Below are 24833 nucleotides of genomic sequence, written 5' to 3'. Positions count from 1 at the left end.
ATCGCACCTGTATTAGAAGCACATTAAAAGCAAATTAGAATACCATTAGAATTAGGCTGAGGCATTGTTTTTCAAAAATTGCACCTCAAAAGTGCTACCAGCCTGTCCGTCAGACGTTACCTCGATAGTGCCCTTAAACAATTCTATTATTTTACTGGTGATATAAAGGCCGATGCCGCTGCCGGCAATGTTTTTATCCCGGTTTGCACGAAAGAACGGGTTAAATATCTTCTCCGCGTTCTCTTTACTAATGCCCGGGCCATGATCACTTACTGCGATTTTAATGTGCGATGCATTGGCTTCAAAGCTTAGCGTAACGGGATATGGTTCCGAATATTTAAAGGCGTTGTCAATGACGTTGTTCAGCGCGATATACAGCATAGATTTATTGGCCGGGATGGTTAACACCTCTTCATCCTCGGGCAAAGCTGCCAACCGGATCTTCAGCATCCCCGCCCCTTTCCTGGCCGACCATTGTTCCTCCAGTTCCCAAATCAACTCGTCAACCCTAACGGGGCTTAGCTTGGCCTGGGTGTAATTCAAATCTACCTGTGCAAGCTCCATTAAACTTGTAATAGTTTCCTGCAACCGCGCGCCATCTATGGCTATTGACGACAAAATGCGTTCATATTCCGCTTTGTCGCGGTCTTTCTCCAGCGCAAGTTCTACTTCGCCAATAATACTGGTTAGCGGTGTACGCAACTCGTGAGATGCATTGGCTACAAAAGTTTGCTGCAACTCGAACGCGTTTTGCAAGTGTGCCAGCAGACTGTTAAAATTAGCTATCAGTTCGGCAATCTCATCCTTACTTTTTACCTGGGTAACCCGCATGTGCAAGTTGCTGGACCGGATATCCCTGATCTGCGAGATGATCTTTGTTACCGGCGAGAGCGCCCTTTGCGCGAACATCCGCCCCGCAAAAAATAATATCACCCCAAATACCACAAACAACACACCCGCTATTTCACCTAAAACAACCATACGCCGTGGCGCGTTTTCATCAACCGCGGAAGCCAGTATCACAAAATCGCCCTGGTTATCACGGTAAAATTTGCCCACCACCTGCCTGTTGCCTTCCTCGTATTGGATGCTTCCGTCGCGGCGTACTTGTTCAATAATGCTTTGTGTCCAATATATATTATGTTTTACCTTAAAGGCAGATACGTTGTCTTTATCATAAACGCGGATGGCTTCATCGGGCAATTTCTCCAGGTATTGCTCCTGTATCTGCAGCATACTGTCGGCAGCCAGTTCATCTGCCTTTAAATAAAGTTGGGATGCAAGGTTGGTACGGTCGGTAAGGCGGCTATAAAAATCGGCAGTAAAAAACGAATACACGGCTATGTACAATGCCACCAAAACAAGCAGCAACGCCCCCGAACTTATGAGCGTAAAGTATAACGATAAACGGGTTTTTATTTTCATTATTAGCCCCCTCTAAATCTCCCCCGATAGGGGAGACTTTTTAAAAATCTTTAAAAATCTATTAAGCCCTGCTTCCGGGAAGAGTTTGGGAAAGGCTTCTCTTAATCTTTCAATATATACCCCATCCCAATTACCGTATGGATGAGTTTTTTATCAAATCCTTTCTGGATCTTGTTGCGCAGGTAGTTTACATATACATCCACCATGTTGGTGCCTGTATCAAAGTTGATGCCCCACACCCGTTCCATAATATACTCGCGGGATAGCAGCTTGCCGGGATTGTTCATCAGCAGTTCCAGCAGGCTATACTCCTTTGCGGTAAGGTTTATTTGCTTGCCTTCGCGCTCGGCGGTTTTGTCCCAGGTATTGAGTTTTAATCCGCCAAAACTTAGGATATGGCTGTCGCCATCGGTAAGCTTTTTACGGCGAAGCAGGGCTTCAATCCGGGCCAGCAACTCGTTAAAGTGGAACGGCTTTACCAGGTAATCGTCCGCGCCGGAATGAAGACCGTTCACCTTATCGTCTATAGTGCCTAAAGCGCTTAACATTAGTACGGGCAATTGTGGCTGATGCTTGCGTATCTGCCTGCAAATTTCAATACCACTTATATCGGGCAGCATCACGTCCAGTATCAGCAGGTTGTAATCATTCGCCTGAACCATCTCCAATGCGGCTTCGCCGGTATCGGCAATATCCACTTCGTAGTTGTGCTCGTTAAGGCCTTTTTTTATAAATGATGAAACTTTCTCTTCATCCTCTACAACACAAATCCTGATCATTCTTAGTATTTGTTCAAATATGAAAATAAATGGCGGTTTGTCAATTTACTTTCACAAATATACATTGTACGCCATATAACTCTTGTTTGCATTTGATGGCGATACACATTTGCTTACGTTTGCGGCATGACGGCTACCATCACCCAAAAATTACACCCCGCTATAATCCCCTTAATGGCCGTGGCGGCCGGTGTTACAGTAGCCAACATCTATTATAACCAACCCATCCTCAAAGATATCGGCGAATCAGTACATGCCTCAGGTTCCGAAATTGGTAAGGTATCAATGTTTGCGCAGTTAGGTTATGGCTTAGGTATGTTCTTTTTGATCCCCCTTGGGGATAAGGTGAACCGCAAAAATCTGATCTTATTATTGAGCACTTTACTAATGGTAGCGCTTGCCAGGTTTAGCTTTGCCACACAATTATACCAGGTTTATGCGCTGAGCATACTGGTGGGCCTGTTTGCTACATCTGCCCAGATATTGATGCCGATGGCGGCTACATTAGATAGCGTTAACCGCGGCAAAACTGTGGGCAAGGTTTTCAGCGGCGTCCTGGTAGGTATCTTAGGCGCAAGGGTTATCAGCGGGTTAATTGCCGGCTGGCTGGGATGGCGTTTTGTTTACGGCATCTCTGCAGGGATGGTATTTGTTGTTGCTATACTGCTAAAACTTTACCTGCCCAACGTACCGCCAAAATTTAAAGGTAATTATGTGGGGTTGTTAAAGTCGGCATTATCATTAGTTGGCGAGTTTAAAATACTACGACAAGCTGCCTTGCTTGGCTTTTTCACCTTCGGGATCTTCTGCTCTTTTTGGACAACCCTTACCTTCCACCTCAGCAATTCGCCGTTAAATTATACGGCAAGTACCATTGGGTTGTTTGGTTTTATAGCTATTGGCGGCGCACTGGTTGCCCCGTGGTTTGGCAAATTGGCCGATAAAGGTAACACGCACCGCTCGTTGTTAATTTCTGTTGGGATGATCATCGCCAGCGTCATCCTTATCAAGATCTTCCCATACTCTATTGTGGCGCTTATTATCGCCATCTTCTTTTTAGATATAGGCGTGCAGGCTACCCAGATAACCAACTTTGCCCGCATCTATGCCCTTGACGAGCATGCGCACAGTCGCCTGAACACCATCTACATGACCACCTACTTTATCGGCGGCTCGGCAGGCACATACTTCGGCCTGCTATCCTGGAAGCTTGGCGAATGGGATATGAGTACCTGGCAGATGCTGCTTTGGGGGGTTATTGCAATAGCTATTGTAATGGTATCGGGCCGAGGAAAGTCGAGCGTACGGGCCTAATTTCTCTAAATTACTGGCATAATGGTGCGAGCGTGACTCTCACAGCGGGCAGTAATTTAAACCGCGTCAATCTTCTGCTTTACATGATCTGCCAGGCGTATAGATAATGCCACCAATGTTAAAGTTGGATTTGGCGCGGCTGCCGTTGCATAACAGGATGCACCCGCCATATACAGGTTAGCAATGCCATGCACTTTGCAATTGGCATCTACCACGCCCTTTTTAGGATCGGCTGCCATGCGGGTAGTGCCCATGTGGTGCCAGCCACCGCCGGTAAACTCGGGCCAGGTATTATCGCTCTCGTCACGCAGATATTCCATTAACCTAACACGGCCGGCTTCAGCGATGCCTATCTGTTCGCCAATAATTTTGTAGATGCCCCGCAAACTATGCTTTTCCAGCGGTGTAAGCTCCCAGTGCAGCATAGCCCTTGGTACACCCAAAGCATCTTTTTCGGTATCTAAGGTAACACGGCTGTTGGGGTTTGGAGCCTGCTCTATCCGGGTAAACAATTGGTACGAACTGTGGCCTTCTTTTTTCGCGCCCTCCTTCCCGACTTTTTCAAATTTGGCAAAGTTCTTTTTAGTTTGCGCGGTATCGGCCGACCAAATATCTATAAAGGCGGCTTGCTTTTTGGCGATATCCAAAGGAATAAGTGACGCTGTTCCGTTCAAAATCCTATGTTTGCGCTGCATATTCTCACTAATGGCCAGTTCGGCGCGGGCTTTGGTTATCTCCCACTCCCAATGGTATAGTTTTAATACATCGGGCCGGGTAAGCCACAACTCTGCCGATTTTATCTCGAGATGCTCCATAAAATAGCGGCCTACATTATCATTTTGGTTGCCCAGGCCCCTTGGTATTTGTTTATTTGATGCCAGCAGTAAACGGGCATTTTGGATGGAGCAGCAGGCAATAATAAATTCTTTTGCCTTAATTGTATGCTGCTTGCCCGCAAGGTTTTTTACCGTTACTTGCGTAATGGCGGTGGCGTGTTCATTGGCGGTAATATCTGTAACGTTGGCGTAGGTATACAGGTGGATATTAGGCGCCTTAACAATAGTATCGCGGTATTTGGTGCCAAAGCGGGTAGGTTTACTAAACTGCCACATTTTATTGTAAACCGCATCGCCCTCAAACGGCAACGACTTCAGTTCCGGGTCTTTACTTTGCCAATATGCTACATCGTACTCATACGGGCCAAGGTCGAGGTTTTTGTGTGCGCGGGGGTAATACGGGTCAAGATCATCACGGGTTATGGGCCATCCGCTATGCGGCACCCAGTCGCGCTCTTTAAAATCTATCGGGTCGAAAGTGGAGCAAAAGCCCGACCAGTGCCCTGTTGTTCCGCCAAAGTAATGCAGCCTTGCCGAATCGAGCGGATAGTACCGCTGCCCGGTAGTTTTGCCTTTATACAGGTCTTGCATTTGCTTTTCATATTCAAAGCCTCCCCCCTCAAGCAGTATTACCTTATATGGTGTATTTAAAAATTCAAGCGCTAAGCTTATACCTGCCGCACCCGAGCCAACTATACATATATCGCCTTCTATCAGGCTATCATCCTCTATATTTCTCGCGTCGATGTGCATGAGTATCCTAAATTATGGTGTAAAGTGCGCACTGGCGCGCTTCGGTTAACGCCATTACCCAACCACTAACTTGTATTACATTACCTGCTTTAAAATCGGCAGTTACCTGCTTTTTAAGCATGGATTGTATCTCGTTTTGCTTAAAGTTAGCTACATCTTTGCCGCCCATAAGCAGTTGCGAAAGCGTTTTCCGGTCGCGCTCGGCACTGTGAGTTTCCAGGTAATTGGCACCAACCTCTTTAATGGTTTTTGCATCAACCAAATGCGAGAATACGAATGGCTGCGCAACGGCCATTTCTTTAGGCCCTCTGCTACAGCTCTCAGCAAATGGCAATGTTAACGCCAGAGCGGTAAATGCCGATAGTTTTACAAACAACCTTCTTTCCATATCAATTCTTCACAGTTTCCAGTTTCATGGCATCAAGGCCACGCCCCTTTACCAGTTCGGTGTAGTTGGTCAGTTCAAATTTTAGTCCTATCAGTTTTTTAAACTCGGGCAATAACAGCATGTTCAGTTCCGTTTGGCGGTGCAGGGCGGTAAGCGGCCTGCCTGCTTTGGTATTCATCATGCTGCTGTTCATATCAAACAGGGCGCTCATTTCCGAATCTTGCAGAGCAACGTGGATCACCACGAGGTTTGGCCTGTTCTTACTTAGTTTATTGGTAACATAAGCCAAAAACGCTTTCTTTTTAGTGACAACGGGTTCGCCCCACATTTCCTTATAGGTTTCGCCCAGGTACACCTGCTCGCTCAGCGTTGAGATAGCCAGTTTATATTTATGGGCAAGCTTCTCAGTTAACGCGCGCAATGCCGGGGTTGATAGGGCGATGCCCATGTGCGGGTCGATGTAAGTGATTTTAAGCCCGGATGCCAGGGCGCGTTCAATTTGTGCCGAGAGTTCCCTCTCCACTTCATCTATCTTGTAACCGCTTTTGGCAAAAGCGCCTGTGCTTTGGTGGAAATATCCCACGCCATCAACCAAACTAGGTACCGCTTCGCGGCCTGTTACTGGCCCCCATCGATAGTTCTTCCATTCGGATGTAAGGGTAAGGTGCACGCCAACGCTTACCTGTGGGTTTTTCTTCAGTATCTCTACTGCTTCCTGGTACCAGGGGCAGGCAAACTGCACCGAGGCCGAGAACGGCATTTTAGTATCGGCCATTTTTTTCATGGCCATATTTACGGAGTGGTTCATGCCGATGTCGTCTAACCGCAGCATCAGTTTAGGCAATATCTGGATAGACATTTGTGCCGGTGCCGTTTGCATCAACCCAACGCATAACATTAAACAGAACAGGTATTTTATATTTTTCATATTGATAGATTATACTTTTAAGAAAGCCTTTTTACGATACAGGAAGTAAAGGAACATCCATTTCACCATTACAAAACATATAGCCATTACTACTATATTGTAAGGCTCACCAACCACCTCGCCCAGCCAACCGAAGAAACCATTGGTGGCATAGTTCCAGTTAATGAATTTGCTGGAGATGTAGATCAGGATAGAGTTCATACCTATCACCTTAAAATAAAATGCCCAGGCCTTATAACCCAACACGTCTATTACATAATAAAACAGTGCTAACAATAGCAAGCTTAAACCACCCACATGCAACACGAAAGAGCTTGTCCACAGGTTTTTATTGATTGGAAAGTCGAGGTTCCAGATCTGCGCCAGCACCAAAAACACCACACCTACAGCGGCCAGTATAAATGCCTTGCGCCCTTTATGCTGATGCCCGGTTTTAAGTAATGTACCCGCAAGCACACCCAATAACCCTGTACTGATAGCCGGGATGGTTGAGAATAACCCTTCCGGATCGTGGATGCCCAGATACAATTTACCCGGCAGTATCAGCCTATCAATATAAGATGCAAAGTTGCCCGGCATGGTAAGGTCGCCCGGGGCGAAGCCTGGGGCAGCTGTGAATTTTAATAGCAAATAGTACCCGATGATAAAGAACCAGAAAAAAACGATCTGCCATTTGCGGTTGGCATACAGGTAAATAATATTGGCGAACATATAAGCGATACCAATGCGCCCAAGCACAGATGCGAAGCGGATCTCTTCGAATGGTTTCAGGGTTTTTAAGCCGTTATTCACCAATAAGCCGAGCAAAACCAAAATTGCCGCGCGTTTTATAACGCGTAAAAGAAGTTGGTTTTTTGTGGCGCCCTTCTCCAACTCGCGGCCGGTCGAGTATGGGGTTGCCACGCCCGCCAGGAACAAAAATAGCGGGAAGATGAGGTCATACAAATGAAAGCCATTCCAGTCCGGGTGGGTAAACTGGTTGGCAATGGTTTTCCAAAATGGCGAGCCGGTAGCTTTGGCAAGGGTGTGGAAGATCTCTTCTCCCCCAAGGATCCAAAACATGTCAAACCCACGTAGGGCATCAAGGGAATAAAGGCGCTCGTAGCTAAACGGTGAGGTGTTTACACCATCGGATGCGGCGATATTATCGGCTTTTTTTGCGGTCATTGGTAATACTAATAAAGGTAAAACAGCCCGGTACTGGCCACCGGCAATGGTTTATCAATTGATTTTTAAATATAAGATACTTTTTAAAGAATTTACAAAAGTTTTTTGGCCTATCCTTTTAGGCCGCTTCAAAGCCCTTGTAGCCTCACCTAAATCCTATTAGTAGGAAGCCTCACCTAAGTCCTCTCCTTCGGAGAGGACTTAAAAAAAACGTCGACAGTTCTGATCTTACTCCCTCTCCTTCGGAGAGGGCCGGGGTGAAACTACGTACATCAAAATGCGGGTTTTACGGTATATAGGTTGCGCCTGCCTTTGGTCACCTTTAGTTGATTATTGTTGCGATGCTCAACTTTCCCCGGTTTTGCGGATGCCGGTGGTCCCGATGCTAAAACTATGTATAAAAACAAGTTCCAGTTTAAAAGGCACGCCTTTTTAAAGTTTTTAACTGTTATAATATTAATGTCGCCCATTCGCATCCTGGCGCAATCGCCCCATATTGACAGCCTTACTGCCAAATTAAAACGCTACCCTGATAATATTGCCTTACGTTTAGAGCTTGCGAACGCCCATTTAAAAGGAGGCACTATCGATACCGCTCAACTGCTTTTTACCGAAGTTGCTGCCCTTGCCGAAAAGCTTGATAATTCCGTGGATTATGCAGAAGCCCATATTAACATTGGCCGCATCAATGCTGATAGAGGCGAAAATGTAAAGGCACTTGCTAATTACCAGCAAGCCCTTACCAAAGCCGAAAAAATAAGCGACAAAGACCTTTCCGCGCACATCTACAAACATATTGGTGCACTATACATCAGCTGGAAAAAGTTTGATGAAGCGCTTAGCTACTACGAAAAAGCTGAAACACTTGCCCGCGAGATCGATAATGAAGAACTGGTTGCCGATTGCCAAAACAATAAGGGCACCGTTTACGAACAGCAATTAAAGTATGATAAAGCAATCATCGCCTACAAGAACGCGCTGGATGTTTACACAAAAATGGACATCACTGCCAAAATCTCGATGGCGCTGAGTAATGTGGCTATCGTTTATAAATTTCAAAAGAACTATGGCTCATCGTTAGAGTATAATTTAAAGGCGCTCAAACTTTCTGAAAAAACGGGCGATAAATGGATGATGGCCGCAACTTACAACAACATCGGCAACCTGTACGGCGAAATGGGTGAATACAAAAACGCCCTGGAATACTGCAACAAAAGCATCGCAATAGCCAAAAAAATAAACGCTATTGAAATTGTAGAAGCTGCTTACGAAAGCATGGCCGATGCCGCCGCCAAAGCAGGCGATTATAAAAACGCCCTTAATTATCATAAACTTTACGCTACTACAAAAGATAAATTCATTAATGTAGAAAGTACCAAACAGCTATCGGAACTGAACGTAAAATTTGAAACGGAACGCAAACAGAAACTAATTCAGCAGCAGCAGTTCGAGATCACCCGGCGAAATACCACCATTGCGGTCATCGCGGCGTTATTTGCAGTGGCAATCATTATTGGCATACAATCGTACCGTAGTTATAAATTAAAACAAGACTGCATTTTGCAGGCAGCAGTTTTGCAACAACAGAATATTGCAACAAAAGGCATTATTGAGGCCGAAGAAAAAGAGCGCAAACGCATAGCGGCCGACTTGCATGATGGTGTAGGGCAGCTCTTCTCGGCCGTGCGCATGAACCTCAGCAGCCTGATGGACCGCGTGGTTTTAATCAACGCTGATGAGCAGGCCCTCGCCGAAAAAACCCTCGCCATGGTCGACGAAAGCTGCAAGGAAGTACGCACCATTGCCCACCAGATGATGCCAAATATTTTGTTAAAAATAGGCCTGGCATCGGCTATTAAAGATTTTGTAAACAAGATAGATTCGCAGCATTTGAAAGTGAACCTCGAGGCTTACGGGTTGGAAGAACGACTGGAAGATAATGTGGAGATAGTACTTTACAGGGTTGTGCAGGAGTGCGTGAACAATGTTATAAAACACTCCAAAGCTAACCGGTTAGATATAAACCTTACCCGCGAGGATGATAATATTTCCGTAACTATCGAAGATAACGGCGTCGGTTTTAACACCAACGACAAGATGAAATTTGAAGGAATCGGCCTAAAAAATATCATTACCCGGGTGGAATACCTGAAAGGCACAGTTGATATCTCATCCGACCAAAACAAGGGCACGCTGATAGCGATCTATATCCCGCCTAAAGCTTAAATTTAAAGTAGCTTTTGGCGTTGTAGTAGCAAATATCCTGGATTACCTTACCTGTCCATTCTATATCGTTTGGCAATTCGCCGTTCACAATATCCTCGGCAAAAAGGTTGCATAAGATGCGCCTGAAATACTCGTGGCGAGGGAACGACAGGAAGCTGCGCGAATCGGTCAACATCCCGATAAACCTGCTCAACAAACCCATGTTTGATAACGCGTTTATCTGCCTGGTCATCCCGTCCTTTTGATCCTGGAACCACCATGCCGAGCCATATTGTACTTTGCCGGCAATAGAGCCGTCGTTAAAGTTACCTATCATGGCGGCCATCATTTCGTTATCGGCGGGGTTAAGGTTGTAGATGATGGTCTTGGCAAGCCGCTCGTCCTTGTCCAGTTTATTTAAAAACTTTGCAAGCGGCCTGGCCTGGCTAAAATCGCCTATGGTATCAAAACCGGTATCCGGGCCAAGGGTGCCCAACAGGCGACTGTTATTGTTTCGCAACGCTCCCAAATGGAACTGTTGCACCCAGTCTTTCTCCTGGTTCCAAACCGCGAAATTGTACAGCATGGCCGATTTAAATTTCACTTTTTCGGAGTTAGTTACTTTTTTATCAGTGCGCACTTTTTCAAAGATCTCGCGCATTTCTTCGTCGGTATATTCCTCTGCGTACATGTGCTCAACGCCATGGTCGGCAACGGTACAACCGTTTGCGGCGAAGTAGTGGTGGCGGTTCTTGAGCGCGTATAAATAATCTTCAAAAGTACTTATGGCGATGTTTGAAACCTCCTCGAGCCGGTTTATATAAGCGTTTAGCCCCGCCACATCTTCAATGTGCATGGCTTTATCCGGCCTAAACGCCGGGAATACTTTTACCTCGGCCCCATCCCGTTTAAGTTGGTTGTGGTGGGTCAGGTCATCCAACGGGTCATCGGTGGTGCAAATCACTTCCACATTCATCCTTTTGATCATTTGCTGTACCGAAAACTCCGGGCTTTGCAAACGTGCCGAGCAATCGTCATAAATAAAATCGGCAGTATCAGGCATCAGGCGGGATGTGATCCCGAAATAGCGTTGCAGCTCGAGGTGTGTCCAATGGTATAGCGGGTTACGCAAGGTGTACGGAACAGTATTTGCCCACTGCCGAAATTTCTCACTATCGGGCTTGCTGCCGGTTATGTATGACTCATCTACACCGTTGGCACGCATTGCCCGCCACTTGTAATGATCGCCCTGTAGCCATGCCTGGGTTATGTTGGCAAAATTGATGTTGCCGGCAATTTGATCTGGCGGCAAGTGGCAGTGGTAATCTATAATGGGGAGGTCCTTCGCATGATCGTGGTATAACTCGCGGGCGGTATCACTCTGCAGCAAAAAGTCCTCATCTAAAAAGCTCTTCATAATTGGCTAATAAAAAGGCAATGTATTAAACATTTCTGATACATTTTACCGGCAAACCACTCAAACGTTTTAGTTACACGCCCATTGCATTTAATATCTCGTTTATAGAGAATTTTGCCCCGCAAACAAACTCATCGGCAGCGCCATAATATAGGGTAATGGTGTCGCCATTAACCACGTGGCCGTTGGTAAATACCACGTGTCCAAAAAAGCCGGTAGTTTCGTAAGCCTCTGTTGGTTCCATGATCGGATCGGTGGTGCGGGCTAATACTTTTGAAGGATCGTTAAGATCTAATAATACCGCGCCTAAGCAATATCTATGCTCTTTTGTAGCGCCGTGATAAATTTCTAACCATCCTTTTTCAGTTTTAATAGGCGCGGCACCTGCGCCAACGCGGCCGCTGTCCCACATCCCCTCGCGGGTTTTTAGGATGCATTTGTGATTGCCCCAGTGTTCACCATCCGGCGATTCGGCTATCCAGATATAATTTCCGCCAATGTCCACACTGCTAGGGCGGTGCAGGGCGTAAAACTTGCCGTTTATCTTTTCCTCAAAAATGGCTACATCCTTATTGTGCGGGGGCAAGATCATACCGTAAGTTTCGAAAGTTTTCCAGTCGGTAGTGGTGCGCAGGCCTACGCCTACTCCACTATCGCTAACGGCGGTAAAGGTTAGGTAAAACTTATCTTCGAGATGGGTTACCCGGCAATCCTCGATACCAAAAGTTTGTAACGGGCCTATACCGTATAGCTTTTTATAGCCATCAGGTTCATAAAACTTTACACCATCATCGCTGCATAGTAAGCGCAGGTGCGATAGCGTGGTGAGGTAATCTACCCCTTTATAATGCACTACGCGGGCATCTGTGGCTATCAGGTCGGAGTCATCCAGGGCTATTTCCATAATGGTGGTTTCGCCTGTAGCGGTCAGGATCGGGAACGATACCTTCACTTCGCTTTGTTCGGGCCGCTCGGCTACGCGCACCAGCAGCCATACCTTACCATCAAACCTGAAAACGCCGGGGTTTAGCAGGCAGGCTATATGCAGGCCAGCGGCACTTGGCTTTAAATCTTTGGGTGATAAGAGTGGGTTTTGCGGGAAACGTTTAGCGAGATCTGCCATCATTTAAAATATTGGTACGTAATTTTAACAGCCTGTCTATACAATGGTTTACAATAAAAAAACTTTGACAAAAATTTGCGTAACCGAATGGTAACATATATATTTGCGTAACCATTAGGTTACACGAAATGAGAAGAGATGTTTTCCAGGCCATTGCCGACCCTACCCGCCGAGATATTATCAACCTGCTTGCCCATCAGCAGCTAAACCTAAATGCCGTTGCCGATAACTTCGACATCAGTCGCCCGGCGATAAGCAAGCATATCAAAATTCTGACCGAATGTGGCCTCATCACCATAAAACAACAAGGCCGCGAACGTTACTGCCGTGCCGACCTTAAAAAACTGGAACAGGTTAATAAATGGACCGAACAATACCGTGCCTTTTGGACCGGAAAATTAGATGCCCTCGAAGATTTTTTAAATAACGAAACAAAAACAAAATAATATGGAAACGACACCTCTTGTAGTTGAGCGCACGCTTAACGCCCCCGTTAGCCGTGTATGGCAGGCACTTACCGATAACGAACAAATGAAACAATGGTACTTTAAACTGGAAAGTTTTGAACCCCGCGTTGGTTTCGAATTTAGCTTTAGCGGGCAGGGAAGCAAAGGCGATAAGTATATGCACAGCTGCCGCGTAACCGCTGTTCAACCTGAGAAAAAACTGAGCTACACCTGGGCTTACGATAGCTTCCCCGGCGGTTCTGAAGTTAGTTTTGAATTGTTCCCCGAGGGGGATAAAACGCTGGTGCGCATTACGCATACGGGCTTGGAAAGCTTCCCGCAAAATACCCCCGACTTTGGCGTGGAAAGCTTCAGCAAAGGCTGGAACCATATATTGGGCATCAGCTTAAAAGAATTTGTAGAGAAGGAATCATAACAAAAAAAGGCCGGTAAAACTTTCGCTTTACCGGCCTTTCTCGCATTTATATGTAGTACAACTTATTAAACTTATAGACGAGGCGTAGCTGGCGCGGTGCTACCTGGTGATGTATTACCGGGTGTTGTAGCCGGGGTAGTTGTACGTGGCGCTGTTGGCGACGTACTGCTTGGCACAGTAGGGCTTTGCGTTGGCACGGTTGGGCTCTGTGTTGGTACAGTAGGGCTGGTAGGGCTTGTTGACGGTACTGTTGGGTTCGGCATAGTTGGTACTGGTGCCGTTGGAACAGTCGGGTTAGTAGGGCTGGTTGGAGCCGTTGGATTTGTTGGCGTTGTAGGATACGAGGGATTAGTCGGGCTTGTTGGCGTCATTGGACTGCTTGGGCTCATTGGCGTTGTAGGCGTAGTACTCCTGGTTGGTGTAGTTGTTTTGACCTTTTGTTTTTTAGGCACGGTGTCCTGATTAGCAGTTATATGGTCTGTTAACAATACCGCTTTGTGGAATGATGTTGAAGTATGAGTTTTTGCAGCTGCGTTCATGGCTAAAGCAGCAAAGGCAGTTGCCATTATTAAACTTATCTTTTTCATAGTATTAATTATTTAATGGTTTATAATGTTAACTATAAAACAATTACCATGCCGATAAAGATAATATAAGCATAAAATCGTTTTTAATAATACTGACTCCGCAACCACATCGCCACTTTCACCAGGATGATCAAGGCGGGCACCTCTACCAGCGGACCAACAACGCCCGCAAAAGCTTCGCCCGAATTGATACCGAATACACCAATGGCTACGGCTATGGCCAGCTCGAAATTATTACCGGCTGCAGTAAAAGCGATAGAAGCATTTTTTGAATAGTCTGCACCCATATATTTACCTGCAAAAAAACTTACCAGGAACATGATCGCGAAGTATATTACAAGCGGGATGGCGATTCGCACAACATCAAAAGGGATCTGGACAATTAATTGCCCCTTCAAGCTAAACATTACTACAATTGTAAATAACAAGGCAATTAATGTTACGGGCGATATTACAGGTAGAAATTTTTGGCTGAACCACTCCTCCCCTTTTAATTTAATGAGCGCATACCTGCTGATGATGCCCACGGCAAAAGGTACCCCGAGATAAATACCTACCGATTTCGCGATCTGGCCAATGGTGATATTCACTACCTCGCTTTTCATACCAAATAAAGGCAGCAATACCGTAATAAATACGTAAGAGTAAACGCTGTAAAGCAATACCTGGAAAATGCTGTTCAATGCTACCAACCCGGCGGCATATTCCCGGTTACCTTCGGCAAGTTCATTCCATACAATAACCATTGCTATACAGCGGGCAAGGCCTATCAGGATAAGGCCTATCATATAATCCGGCTTATCATGCAGGAAAATTAAGGCCAGTGCAAACATCAGGATAGGCCCCACTATCCAGTTTAGGAATAGCGAAAGGCTTAAAACCCTGCGGTTACGGAACACCTCACCTAAATTCTCATATTTCACTTTCGCCAATGGCGGATACATCATAAGTATCAATCCAATAGCCAAGGGAATATTAGTTGTACCGCTGGAGTATGAGTTAATAAATTTTGGGGCGCCGGGGATAAAATAACCGATACCAACCCCTATTGCCATTGCTGTAAAGATCCATAAGGTAAGGTAACGGTCTAAAAAGCCAAGTTTTTTGCGGTTAGCCGCCGGGGCGCAATTGTTAGCCGTCATAATTATTTGATGTGTTGTTTTACAAAATCATACGTGTACGCCTTGATCATATCACGCACCCTGATAAATTCGGCTATTACGTCATCTACTGTACCTTTAGCCTTTGCCGGGTCGGCAAAATTATAATGAAAGCGTTTAACATCCCCCGGGAAATAAGGGCAGGCCTCATTGGCATTGTCGCATACGGTTATCACATAATCAAACGGGATGTGCATATATTCGTCCACATGGTTTGATGTATGGGCTAATAGGTCAATCCCGTCAGCAGCCATTACAGCAATAGCTTTAGGATTAACGCCATGGGTTTCTATTCCGGCGCTATAAATAGTCGCTTTATTGTCCGCATAGTGGCGCAGATATCCTTCTGCTATTTGGCTTCGGCAGCTGTTGCCGGTGCATAGTACTAATATATTCTTCATGGTAAATTTAATTAGCAACAGCCGGATCCCGGCGTACAGCAAGATGCGTTGTTGGCAAGGTTTTGCATTTGAAATTTAGGTTTAACTTCTGCTATTGGCATACAGCATTCCGTGCATCAGCATTCGTGCCGCAACTGCCGCCACGGTCAATCGCCTTACACTGCACAACATCGGCTTTGAGGTCTACCACCAGGCTATCGTTATCAATTATCAGTTGTTTAGGCAACATTTGGCGGGTCTCAAATTGTTGGTTGCCAAATTCTATCTTTACTATACCATCTGCATCTAATGGTAATATGTTTTCAACCAAGTCGATAATAGATAAGGCTTTACTTGCCGGCATAGCCCTTTCTTGTTGCTCATTTTGCGGCTCCCAAAGCTGCATGATGATCTCCGTCCATCTATTCACTACACCACCACAATCTACTGATGTAATAGGTGCCTGTTTAATTTCGGTTATATGATATGACGCATTCACCCATTTATCTTCGGCGTACCTAAATTGTAGTATCAACTGCGGGTTTGCCTGCAACTGCTGCGTAAAAGCACCCCATTTTTAAGTTTTCCATAACTTTATTTATTCGATATTATCGCAATATTACGATTGATTTAAGCAAAAAATTTTAACAGCATTTATTTACATCGGTGTACGATGTAAATAAGGCACCCACTTCGTTTTGCAGTGCTTTCCATGCCTTGGGTTCGATGCAATAGCATATGCTTGCACCCTCAATTGTCCCCTGGATCAACCCGGCATTTTTCAGTTCTTTTAAATGTTGTGATATGGTTGCCTGGGCCAAACCTAAATCGTCTACAAGATCGCCACAAATGCAGGCATTGGCTTTTATAATATGCTGCAGGATAGCGATACGCGCCGGGTGTGCAATAGCCTTTAATTGCATAGCCAGCTTATTTTGCTCAGCAGTGAAAATATCTGTTTTAGTAACCCCCATATCAATCGCAATATTACGATTAATAATTCAAATCAAAATGTTTTGTTTTAAATATTTAATCACTTACCTTTAACGTTAGTAACGTATGAAGTTAGCATGATCATTTCTTTCGGTTCTAAAGACACAGAAAAAATATGGAATGGTACCAGGGTTGTTAAAATGCCCATGGACATTCAAACTACGGGAAGAAGGAAATTAAGGATGCTAAATAATTCGCAAAACGTATCCGATCTAACAATTCCGCCATCAAATAAACTCGAAAAATTAAAAGGTAACTTAAGAGATTTTTACAGCATCAGAATAAACAATCAATGGCGTATAATATTTAAATGGGATAACGGCAACGCGACTGAAGTTGAAATTGTAGATTATCATTAAAATGGAAAAATTACCCAATATACATCCGGGGGAGATCTTATTCGAAGAGTTTTTACTTCCGTTAGAAGTTACTCCTTACAGGTTAGCAAAAGAAACGCACATCCCCCAAACGCATATATCTGAAATTATTAAAGGCAACCGCAGGATAACCGCGGATACTGCATTGCGTTTCAGTCATTTCTTTGGCAATAGCGCGAAGTTTTGGCTTGGCCTGCAAGATGATTTTGACATAGAAGATGCCATGGCCGAAAAGCAAGAAGAGTTTGATACCATTAAGCGACTTAAAAGCGCTTAATCTTCCCACCTACTTCAACACCACCTTTGTAGCGCCATAACCAAACTTTTCTTTACGGGCATCCATAAAGGTTTGCACTTTGGGGTGCTTGCTAAGCAGTTTATGCAGTTCGTGTTTAAGTATGCCGTTGCCTGTGCCGTGGATAAAAGTAATATCGGGCATCTGGTGTACAATGGCGGCATCAAGCGATTTTTTGAAATGGTCGGTTTGGATATTGAGGATCTCGCTGCTGCTTAGAAACTGGTAATCGTCGCGCAGTTTTTCGATGTGGAGGTCAAGTTCGCTTACGGGTTTTGCAGTGGTTGGGGCTTTCTCTTCGGCAGGTTTAAAAAAGCTTTCTTTTAGCTTCTCGGCATCTATAATAAGTTCCGGTTCGTCCAATTGGATCATCCAGCCTAACTGTTTAATATACGGAACAAGCTTTTTAGCACCAGAAAAATCTTTTGCTTTAAACTGTTCGCTCACATTCAACGGACTTACCGATGGCTGGTTTTGCTTTGTGAAAAACACAACCTGGAAGATAAGCTTCGGCCATAGCTGCAAGTCGGATAGTTTAGCCGAGTAAACCTTGGCTACACCATTAGCTTCGATGATGCCTGCAAACTCGCCTTTAAAATCCTTTTGCTGTTGCGCCGTAACCGAGGCAAGCAATTGGTATGATGTTTCGTTGATGATGTACAGATGCACCAGCGCCTGGGCTTTTGCGTCAGCAACTATGGCAATATGTACGCCCTTGCTTTTAAACTCGCCAAGTGGTTTTACTTCGGCAACGTATTCTTCGTCGTGGCTTTCGGCACCGTGGCCATGTACATAAGTTACTTTGCTGGCTAAAACAGCGATCTCAAAATCATCCTCAACGGTAACACCTATCATCTGCTCGTCGATGATGCGGGTTACATAGCCTTCCAGTTTTTCGTCAACAAAGCGTACAAAATCGCCTAACTTATATCTCATGGTGCAATTATAACGAGCAATAGCGAATAAATGGTACTAATGGTTTGTAATTGTTTAAATTTGAATTCCCTTTCACAGTTAATTAAGCAAGATGGCTCCTCGTACCCCACCCGCCCCCGATGATGCTTTTTTGAAGCAGATCTTTTTACATCACTTAACCCGCATATACAATGGTAAACGTTTTTTGCAGCAGCGAACAGACGACCTGGTAAAGATTGCATCATTTAAAGCGCTTAAGCTTGCTGTGGGTGAGTTTGGCGGCGACGTTGATAAACAGGTGGAACGGATGGAAGACATTTACAAGCTTATAGGTGAAACCCCATTACCCGAGGTTTGCAACCCTATCCGCTCTATTGTGAAAGATGAGTTTTGCCTGGACGACGGGCAAGACGTCCCCTTATTAAACGACCTTGACCTGATGCTTTATTTGCAGGTGCTGGAGCACATCAACATTACATCGTACCGGATGCTGATAATGATAGCCAAACTTTTGAAATACGACGAGGTGAAGCAGTTATTGAAGGAAAACTTTGATGAGTCGGCTGATAACGATAAGTTATTTACGCTGATAGCTAAGGAATACATTACTGATTAACATCAGCAAAACCATATAAAATAACAAAACCGGACTAAAAAGCCCGGCTTTGTACAGTTATTTAATACCCCTACTAAAATAACTTGATACAAAGGAATATAATTAAAGGCCGCAAAACAAGCAAGTATTGTAACAATTCGTTTACCAAAATCGTCAATGGTTTACTCATATATATTATACATTTGCTTCGTGTTTTTATAAAAGCTAATCATTTATCATGTTTAAAAAAATCCTGTTAACCGCAATTTGCAGCATTGCGCTGGTACAATTGCAGGCCCAAAGCCTTTACATGCCCCGCGATGTAAAAAAGGCTTTTGAGAATGGCACCCGCAGTGCCGATGGTAAACCCGGTGCCAAATACTGGCAAAACCGCGCGCGTTACAACATTTCGATAACTGCCGCGCCACCAATGGCTACGGTAAAAGGTACCGAAACCATCACGTACTACAACAACAGCCCCGATACTTTGAAAAGGCTGAACATGAAACTGATCCTGAACATCCACCGTCCGGGTTCGGCCCGTATGGGTGATGCAGGGCCCGATTACTTAACATCAGGCATCCGGATAGATTCATTTTTTATTGCAGGTATTAAAATGCCCTGGAACAACGCGCAGGCATCCTCTACCAACCAGGCTGTGGGTTTAACAAAACCGTTGATGCCACATGATTCTGTTAAGATCAACATCGCATGGCATTTTGACGCATCAAAACAAAGCGGCCGCGAAGGGCAGATAGACAGCACCAGTTATTACCTGGCCTACTTTTACCCGCGGGTTTCTGTTTATGACGATTACAATGGCTGGGACCGCGTAGCATTTGTAGATGCACAGGAGTTTTACAACGACTTTAACGATTATACCCTAAACGTTACCGTGCCTAAAAACTTTATTGTTTGGGCTACAGGTACATTGCAAAACCCAAACAAAGTTTTACAAAAAGAATATGCTGACCGCCTGCAAAAGTCAATGACCAGCGACAGCACTATTAATGTGGCTACCATTGAAGAAATTACAGGCAACAAGGTTACCAATCAAAGCGCCATGAACACCTGGACATGGACCGCCACAGACATTAGCGACGTAGCTGTTGGCCTAAGCAACCATTACATTTGGGACGCAGGCAGTGTTATTGTTGATAACAAAACCGGCAGGCGTTCCAGCATGCAGGCTGCCTACTCTGTAGCCGGTACCGACTTTAGAAAATCAGTTCAATACGGCCGTAACGCCTTGGGTTGGTTTAGCCACAACTGGCCGGGAGTACCCTACCCATTCCCTAAGATGACTGCTTTCCAGGGATTTGCCGATATGGAATACCCTATGATGGTGAACGACAGCCAAATGGGCGACCCGGGTTTTGCACAACTTGTGCAGGACCACGAAATTGCACATACCTGGTTCCCTTTTTATATGGGCATCAACGAAACCCGCTATGCGTTTATGGATGAAGGCTGGGCAACTACCTTAGAATACCTGATAGGCACTGCCGAAAAAGGCAAAGCAAAGGCAGATGAGTTTTATAAACAGTTCCGTATTAACGGATGGATCAATAACCGTTCGAGCAATCAGGATATCCCGGTTATAACCCAAACCAGCGAACTGACCACCGGTTATGGTAATAACGCTTACGGTAAGCCATCGTTAAGCTACTTAGCGCTTAAAGATATGCTTGGCGATGAACTATTCAAGAAAGCCCTGCATGGTTATATGGACAGATGGCACGGTAAACACCCTATCCCCTGGGATTACTTTAACTCGATGAGCAATGTATCTGGCCGTAACTTAACTTGGTTTTTTACCAACTGGTTCTTCACCAATTACTACAACGACCTGGCTATTAAAAACCCGGTAACAGGTAAAGATGGTTGCACCTTTACAGTAGCTAACGTTGGTGGTTTCGCTATCCCATTTGATGTTGTTATAACATACGCCGATGGCACTACCAAAACCGTCCACAAAACCCCTGCGGTTTGGGAAGCTAATCAGAAACAAACACTGGTAACTTTTACTAACGAGCGGGGTAAAAGTTTAAAATCTATCACGCTTGATAACGGGATCTATATGGATGCCAATACCAAGGATAATACTTGGGCACCTGCTGCCGTGCCTGCTAAAAAGAAATAAGTCTTTTTTCCAATATAAAAGCGCCGGGCCTAAAGGTCGGCGCTTTTTTTTGCTTATTCGTCAGGAGGCCTGGTGAGCAATACCACAAAAAAAAGCCCTGCCAACATCAGTCGGTAGGGCTTTTACACATGTATCTTAAATAGCTTACGCGTTCTGGATAGAATTGTTCCAGTCGTTTGCGGTACTTTTTGCTTTTGATTTTGCACTGTCTGCACCGTTTTCAGCGTAGTTGGTCGCTTTTGATTTTGCATCATCGTAAGCACCTTCGGCATCGTTAACGGCACCGTTGAATTTCGATTTTACAGAATCAACCGTACTGCTGGCGTATTCTTTAACGTTATCGGCAGTACTCTGCGCTTTGTTTTTCGCTTTATCAACAAGGTCATTTACGTAATCAGCGATGTCGCCTCTTAGTTCTTCGCCTTTTTCCGGGGCCAATAATAAACCTAATGCGGCACCCGCTGCAGCACCCACTAAAAGTGCTGCTATAATTTTTGCTTGATCTTTCATATTAATTACTTTTTTAGTAGATGATTTGTACTTAGGTTAACAAATGCCATGCCGCACTGTTTAATTTTTTTTCAATAAAGTTATCTAAGCTATTATTCAACACTAATTTAAGGTACACCCAACACAAAGCTGTTAGCTTGACGTTGAGGGTATTATGGCCCGGGGAGCGTTAACAGGCTTATTAAAGTCTGAACATTTTGGGAAAATGCTCTATTTAGTAACCGTTGTACTGGTAGCTATACTAATTGTACTTAAATATAAACTATTCCCTACTTTTAACCGGAAAGAAAATGTTGTCCATCGTGTGGGTCGCCATATTTTGGAAACACTGATACCTGTAATGATGCCCATCATTGCTTTGGCATCGGTGGCTTTTTGGACGAGAGGAAATGCTTAGAACACTCATGCCGAACTTATCGAAGGCCTGTTTGTATTTGAAAGATTGTTAGTTTGACCTAATCAATGACTGATCCGCAGTGCTAATCCTTCACAGGCTAACATAAAAATAAACACTCACAACCATAAAATCGCGGAACAAAAAAAACATCCGCCCTTTGGGGAGCGGATGCTTTCTGTAACATTTAGTGGATTAATATATAATTAAACAACTTTTACGTTTACTGCGTTTAAGCCTTTTCTACCGTTTTCTACTTCGAACTCAACTTTATCGTTTTCACGAATTTCGTCGATTAGACCTGTTGAATGAACAAATACGTCGGCACCACCACCATCAGGTGTGATAAATCCAAAACCTTTTGTCTCATTGAAAAATTTTACTGTTCCTTCTTTTTGCATTATTTTATTTATTAAAGTGCAAAAGTATGCATAATAATCCACATAAGTGCAAACGTGCTGTAAATGCTGGTTATGCCGGTGCTATAAATGGTTTATTTATGCTACAACAGCAAGGTGGCGGCCATGAAGGGTATTCTCAGAATCTTTAACAATCCCGCGGATCTTCTCGTCTAATTCGTTAACGGTAAGCTCCATCATCTCAAAATAGTTAAAGTACACGTTCTCCATTTTTATGAGGTCCATGATACCTAACAGCGATGCAACCGGCCTTCGCAACTCGTGCGACTGGATAATAGCAATACGGTTAAGCGCCTCGTTTTGTACGTTTATGTAAGCTTCCTGCTTTTTATGATGTGTAACATCGGTAGAGTTTAACGCCACACCTATAACTTCGCCTGCTTTGTTCCTAACGGGTATAAATGTGGTATTCATCCAGCAGGAATATGGGGTACCGGCCATAATATGCCACTCTCGTTTTACAGATTTACCACCAAGCGCAGCTTTGCAATATTTTTTTAATTGGATTAATGTTTTAGGGTCCGAATAGTCTAACAAACTATCTCCATTAACAAGTACGTGGGCAAAAATGGTGTGGATAAATGATGATGCCGACTTGTTAAAGGCCAGTACCGAAAAGTTTTTATCAATAAGTATATGGCTATCTTTACTACTGTCAAAAATAGCTTTTAGTTTAAATTCAGAGTCAATTATGGTTTCAGCTTGTTGCTGCTCACGTTCGCGTTGCTGGGCCATTATTTTAAGGCTCCAGTTAAGTTCCATTAGGTTTACCACCTGTTTGCTCATTATTTGAAGAGCTTTTTGCTGATGCTCAGTAAGATCACGCGGCTCCACATCCACCACACATAAACTCCCAATGGCATAACCATCTTTGGTGATCAATGGCGAGCCTGCATAAAAGCGCACATTGGGTTCGCCCACTACAAGGGGGTTTTGGTTGTGGCGATCGTCCTTTTGCAAGTCGTATATAATATTGATACCTTCCTGCTCAATGGTATTATTACAAAACGAAACACTTCGGGGGGTGTCGGTAACATCAGTACCTGTGGCTGCTTTAAACCACTGTACTTCTTTATCAAGCACAGTAACCAGGGCAACCGGGGTGTTACATATTTCTGATACAAGGGCAACAATATCGTTGAGGTCTTTCGTGATACCGTCGTCGAGGTTTTTAAACCTGTCTACCGCGGTAAGGCGTTGTTGCTCGGTGTAATTCATTGTGACTAATAAATATTATTCCAAGTTATTTTAATATAACTATAAGGTTTTTCTTAATACGTTATAACATGCACTTTGGTTCAGGTTTTGGTGCGAGTTGTAAGATTTTTTTTGCGCATTTATTTAAAATACGGGAAAACTAACTGTAGAGTTCACAATTTACTTCAAAAAGTTTTAGGATAAAAAAAGCCCCGTAAGCGTTAACCTGCGGGGCTTTACTAAATACCTTAACATTACTTATAACCACAAAAGCAATATTAATTATTTAGCCACTTTGTATATAAGACAACCACCTTATAATTAATCAAAAGAAGCTATTTAATTAATATACGCTTAATATCTACAGTTGGTTTGCTGTGTGTTTAAACCTATTCGGAGTAAACGGACTGCACATGATCGCGGAGGTTATAGTTAGACGCCATCACTTCGCCATAAGCCCCCGCTGTACGGATAGCGATGAGGTCGCCACGGTACGATTGCGGCAGGTCAACATCTTTTCTGAAGCAATCTGTACTCTCGCAAATAGGGCCTACTACGTCATATTTTATTAAAGGTGCCGAGTGCGGGGTGCCCGTTAAGTCCGCTCCGTCACTCTTCGCTCCTCGCTCCCTGCTCAAATTCTCAATTGCGTGGTACGCCTGGTAAAGCATTGGGCGCATCAGTTCAGTCATGCCGGCATCCAGGATCAGGAAGTTCTTCTTCTGGCCGTTTTTTACATACAGCACCCTTGATATCAGCGAAGCCGATTGTGCAACCATTGCCCGGCCTAATTCAAAATGCACCTCCTGCCCAGGTTTTACACGCAGAAACTTGCTGAATACTTTGAAATATGCTTCAAAATCGGCAATGCCATTGGTGTCGGGGTTATAGTAATCTACACCCAGGCCACCACCGGTGTTTAAGATCTTTATCGCGAAGCCATGGTCTTCAAACCAATCCTGGATCTCGTTGATACGGGTACACAGGTTGCGGTAAACCTCCATATCGGTAATTTGCGACCCGATGTGGAAGTGGATGCCTAAGAATTTAAGATGGGCGCATTTACGCAGCATCTCGGCTACGTCATTTAGCTGCCAGGTGTTAATGCCGAATTTATTTTCATCAAGCCCGGTGGTAATAAAATGATGGGTATGCGCATCAACGTTTGGATTGATCCGGATGGCGATACCAGCCACTTTGCCCTTGGCAGCGGCAAGTTCGTTTATGATCTCCAGTTCTTGAACCGACTCCACATTGAAGCAAAAGATATCTGCATCAAGCGCCAGATTGATTTCTTTATCAGATTTACCAACCCCTGCAAAAACCACCTTGCCTTTATCAAAGCCATGCTTCACTGCAGATTTCACTTCGTTACCGCTTACGCAGTCGGCACCAAACCCAAAGGATTGGATCATACCCACCACTTTGGTGTTGAAGTTGGCCTTCATAGCATAATGCACATGGAAACCGTATTTTGATGATGCATCCCTGCAAGCATCAAGCGTATTTCGCAGAACATCCATATCATAATAATAGAATGGTGTTTCGGTATCGTTAAAGCGCTGTATCGTATTGTTGTTGAACATGTTTGTAAAGTCAAAATTAAAAAGTCAAAAGTCAAAATTGACTAACGTCTTAAACCACGCTATTG

General features: G+C 44.4%; 27 protein-coding genes. 9 read left to right on the top strand and 18 right to left on the bottom strand.

Features of this window, described 5'->3' with window-relative positions:
• Positions 1-51 precede the first annotated feature (51 nt).
• Positions 52-1425, bottom strand: a complete 1374-nt coding sequence (locus ABIB39_RS18800; protein ID WP_354431726.1) for a HAMP domain-containing sensor histidine kinase — start codon at positions 1423-1425, stop codon at positions 52-54.
• A gap of 101 nt (positions 1426-1526) precedes the next feature.
• A complete protein-coding gene (locus ABIB39_RS18795; protein WP_354431725.1) occupies positions 1527-2204 on the bottom strand; it encodes a response regulator transcription factor in 678 nt (225 codons plus the stop codon).
• Positions 2205-2330: 126 nt separating this feature from the next.
• On the opposite strand from ABIB39_RS18795, the gene ABIB39_RS18790 reads away from it, so the two are divergent.
• Positions 2331-3518, top strand: a complete 1188-nt coding sequence (locus ABIB39_RS18790; protein ID WP_354431724.1) for an MFS transporter — start codon at positions 2331-2333, stop codon at positions 3516-3518.
• 56 nt (positions 3519-3574) lie between these two features.
• Here the strand turns inward: ABIB39_RS18790 and ABIB39_RS18785 are convergent, their stop codons facing one another.
• Genes ABIB39_RS18785 through ABIB39_RS18770 form a run of 4 tightly spaced genes read right to left on the bottom strand, consistent with a single transcriptional unit; the run spans position 3575 to position 7590 of the window.
• Entirely contained in the window at positions 3575-5107 is a 1533-nt protein-coding gene (locus tag ABIB39_RS18785) for an FAD-dependent oxidoreductase (RefSeq protein WP_354431723.1), read from the bottom strand.
• 7 nt (positions 5108-5114) lie between these two features.
• Positions 5115-5495: a hypothetical protein gene (locus ABIB39_RS18780; RefSeq protein ID WP_354431722.1), complete on the bottom strand. Its 381-nt coding sequence runs from the start codon at positions 5493-5495 to the stop codon at positions 5115-5117.
• A 1-nt stretch (position 5496) separates the two neighbouring features.
• Positions 5497-6423: a ChbG/HpnK family deacetylase gene (locus ABIB39_RS18775; protein ID WP_354431721.1), complete on the bottom strand. Its 927-nt coding sequence runs from the start codon at positions 6421-6423 to the stop codon at positions 5497-5499.
• 9 nt (positions 6424-6432) lie between these two features.
• Positions 6433-7590 carry an acyltransferase family protein gene (locus tag ABIB39_RS18770; RefSeq protein WP_354431720.1) on the bottom strand — a complete coding sequence of 386 codons (1158 nt, stop codon included), beginning with the start codon at positions 7588-7590 and terminating at the stop codon, positions 6433-6435.
• 393 nt (positions 7591-7983) lie between these two features.
• Here ABIB39_RS18770 and ABIB39_RS18765 point away from each other — a divergent pair, with 393 nt between their 5' ends.
• Positions 7984-9816, top strand: a complete 1833-nt coding sequence (locus ABIB39_RS18765; RefSeq protein ID WP_354431719.1) for an ATP-binding protein — start codon at positions 7984-7986, stop codon at positions 9814-9816.
• Here ABIB39_RS18765 and uxaC read toward each other — a convergent pair.
• Positions 9806-11212 (bottom strand): glucuronate isomerase, encoded by a 1407-nt coding sequence (uxaC, locus tag ABIB39_RS18760; RefSeq protein WP_354431718.1) that lies wholly within the window; start codon positions 11210-11212, stop codon positions 9806-9808. The two genes, ABIB39_RS18765 and uxaC, sit on opposite strands and share 11 nt — an antisense overlap.
• Positions 11213-11285: 73 nt before the next feature.
• On the bottom strand, positions 11286-12338 hold the full coding sequence (locus ABIB39_RS18755) for a glycoside hydrolase family 130 protein (protein ID WP_354431717.1): 1053 nt from the start codon (positions 12336-12338) through the stop codon (positions 11286-11288).
• Between the two features lie 125 nt (positions 12339-12463).
• Here ABIB39_RS18755 and ABIB39_RS18750 point away from each other — a divergent pair, with 125 nt between their 5' ends.
• Both ABIB39_RS18750 and ABIB39_RS18745 read left to right on the top strand, forming a co-directional pair.
• The gene (locus ABIB39_RS18750) at positions 12464-12781 is read left to right on the top strand and encodes an ArsR/SmtB family transcription factor (RefSeq protein ID WP_354431716.1); all 318 of its coding nucleotides are present in this window, start codon (positions 12464-12466) and stop codon (positions 12779-12781) included.
• A gap of 1 nt (position 12782) precedes the next feature.
• Positions 12783-13217 carry an SRPBCC family protein gene (locus tag ABIB39_RS18745; protein ID WP_354431715.1) on the top strand — a complete coding sequence of 145 codons (435 nt, stop codon included), beginning with the start codon at positions 12783-12785 and terminating at the stop codon, positions 13215-13217.
• Between the two features lie 71 nt (positions 13218-13288).
• Here the strand turns inward: ABIB39_RS18745 and ABIB39_RS18740 are convergent, their stop codons facing one another.
• From ABIB39_RS18740 to ABIB39_RS18720, 5 genes are all read right to left on the bottom strand, one after another.
• Positions 13289-13804 carry a hypothetical protein gene (locus ABIB39_RS18740; RefSeq protein ID WP_354431714.1) on the bottom strand — a complete coding sequence of 172 codons (516 nt, stop codon included), beginning with the start codon at positions 13802-13804 and terminating at the stop codon, positions 13289-13291.
• A gap of 83 nt (positions 13805-13887) precedes the next feature.
• Positions 13888-14946, bottom strand: coding sequence for an ACR3 family arsenite efflux transporter (arsB, locus tag ABIB39_RS18735; protein WP_354431713.1), 1059 nt, complete (start codon positions 14944-14946; stop codon positions 13888-13890).
• 2 nt (positions 14947-14948) lie between these two features.
• Positions 14949-15365, bottom strand: coding sequence for an arsenate reductase ArsC (locus tag ABIB39_RS18730; protein ID WP_354431712.1), 417 nt, complete (start codon positions 15363-15365; stop codon positions 14949-14951).
• Positions 15366-15456: 91 nt separating this feature from the next.
• Positions 15457-15897 (bottom strand): DUF6428 family protein, encoded by a 441-nt coding sequence (locus ABIB39_RS18725; RefSeq protein WP_354431711.1) that lies wholly within the window; start codon positions 15895-15897, stop codon positions 15457-15459.
• 91 nt (positions 15898-15988) lie between these two features.
• Complete coding sequence (locus ABIB39_RS18720; RefSeq protein ID WP_354431710.1) at positions 15989-16318, bottom strand: ArsR/SmtB family transcription factor; 330 nt, start codon at positions 16316-16318, stop codon at positions 15989-15991.
• A 96-nt stretch (positions 16319-16414) separates the two neighbouring features.
• Here ABIB39_RS18720 and ABIB39_RS18715 point away from each other — a divergent pair, with 96 nt between their 5' ends.
• Together ABIB39_RS18715 and ABIB39_RS18710 are read left to right on the top strand one after the other, a co-directional pair.
• Positions 16415-16696: a type II toxin-antitoxin system RelE/ParE family toxin gene (locus ABIB39_RS18715; RefSeq protein ID WP_354431709.1), complete on the top strand. Its 282-nt coding sequence runs from the start codon at positions 16415-16417 to the stop codon at positions 16694-16696.
• 1 nt (position 16697) lies between these two features.
• Positions 16698-16991: a HigA family addiction module antitoxin gene (locus tag ABIB39_RS18710; protein WP_354431708.1), complete on the top strand. Its 294-nt coding sequence runs from the start codon at positions 16698-16700 to the stop codon at positions 16989-16991.
• 9 nt (positions 16992-17000) lie between these two features.
• Here the strand turns inward: ABIB39_RS18710 and ABIB39_RS18705 are convergent, their stop codons facing one another.
• Positions 17001-17945 (bottom strand): Smr/MutS family protein, encoded by a 945-nt coding sequence (locus tag ABIB39_RS18705; protein ID WP_354431707.1) that lies wholly within the window; start codon positions 17943-17945, stop codon positions 17001-17003.
• A 91-nt stretch (positions 17946-18036) separates the two neighbouring features.
• On the opposite strand from ABIB39_RS18705, the gene ABIB39_RS18700 reads away from it, so the two are divergent.
• The gene (locus ABIB39_RS18700) at positions 18037-18540 is read left to right on the top strand and encodes a DUF892 family protein (RefSeq protein ID WP_354431706.1); all 504 of its coding nucleotides are present in this window, start codon (positions 18037-18039) and stop codon (positions 18538-18540) included.
• Positions 18541-18757: 217 nt separating this feature from the next.
• Positions 18758-20662, top strand: coding sequence for a M1 family metallopeptidase (locus ABIB39_RS18695; RefSeq protein WP_354431705.1), 1905 nt, complete (start codon positions 18758-18760; stop codon positions 20660-20662).
• A gap of 144 nt (positions 20663-20806) precedes the next feature.
• Here ABIB39_RS18695 and ABIB39_RS18690 read toward each other — a convergent pair whose 3' ends face one another.
• On the bottom strand, positions 20807-21172 hold the full coding sequence (locus tag ABIB39_RS18690; RefSeq protein WP_354431704.1) for a YtxH domain-containing protein: 366 nt from the start codon (positions 21170-21172) through the stop codon (positions 20807-20809).
• A 205-nt stretch (positions 21173-21377) separates the two neighbouring features.
• Between ABIB39_RS18690 and ABIB39_RS18685 the strand changes: the two genes are divergently transcribed.
• Complete coding sequence (locus ABIB39_RS18685; protein WP_354431703.1) at positions 21378-21569, top strand: hypothetical protein; 192 nt, start codon at positions 21378-21380, stop codon at positions 21567-21569.
• 203 nt (positions 21570-21772) lie between these two features.
• Here the strand turns inward: ABIB39_RS18685 and ABIB39_RS18680 are convergent, their stop codons facing one another.
• The 3 genes from ABIB39_RS18680 to lysA all read right to left on the bottom strand — a co-directional run bounded on the left by ABIB39_RS18680 (position 21773) and on the right by lysA (position 24768).
• A complete protein-coding gene (locus ABIB39_RS18680) occupies positions 21773-21967 on the bottom strand; it encodes a cold-shock protein (protein WP_067057762.1) in 195 nt (64 codons plus the stop codon).
• Between the two features lie 96 nt (positions 21968-22063).
• Entirely contained in the window at positions 22064-23203 is a 1140-nt protein-coding gene (locus ABIB39_RS18675; RefSeq protein WP_354431702.1) for a GAF domain-containing protein, read from the bottom strand.
• Between the two features lie 368 nt (positions 23204-23571).
• The gene (lysA, locus tag ABIB39_RS18670; RefSeq protein ID WP_354431701.1) at positions 23572-24768 is read right to left on the bottom strand and encodes a diaminopimelate decarboxylase; all 1197 of its coding nucleotides are present in this window, start codon (positions 24766-24768) and stop codon (positions 23572-23574) included.
• Positions 24769-24833: the final 65 nt, after the last annotated feature.

The organism is Mucilaginibacter sp. UYP27, from assembly GCF_040547175.1.
GTDB lineage: Bacteria > Bacteroidota > Bacteroidia > Sphingobacteriales > Sphingobacteriaceae > Mucilaginibacter.
Note: the sequence above shows the minus strand (reverse complement) of the source record. Positions and strands in the feature narration are given on the sequence as shown.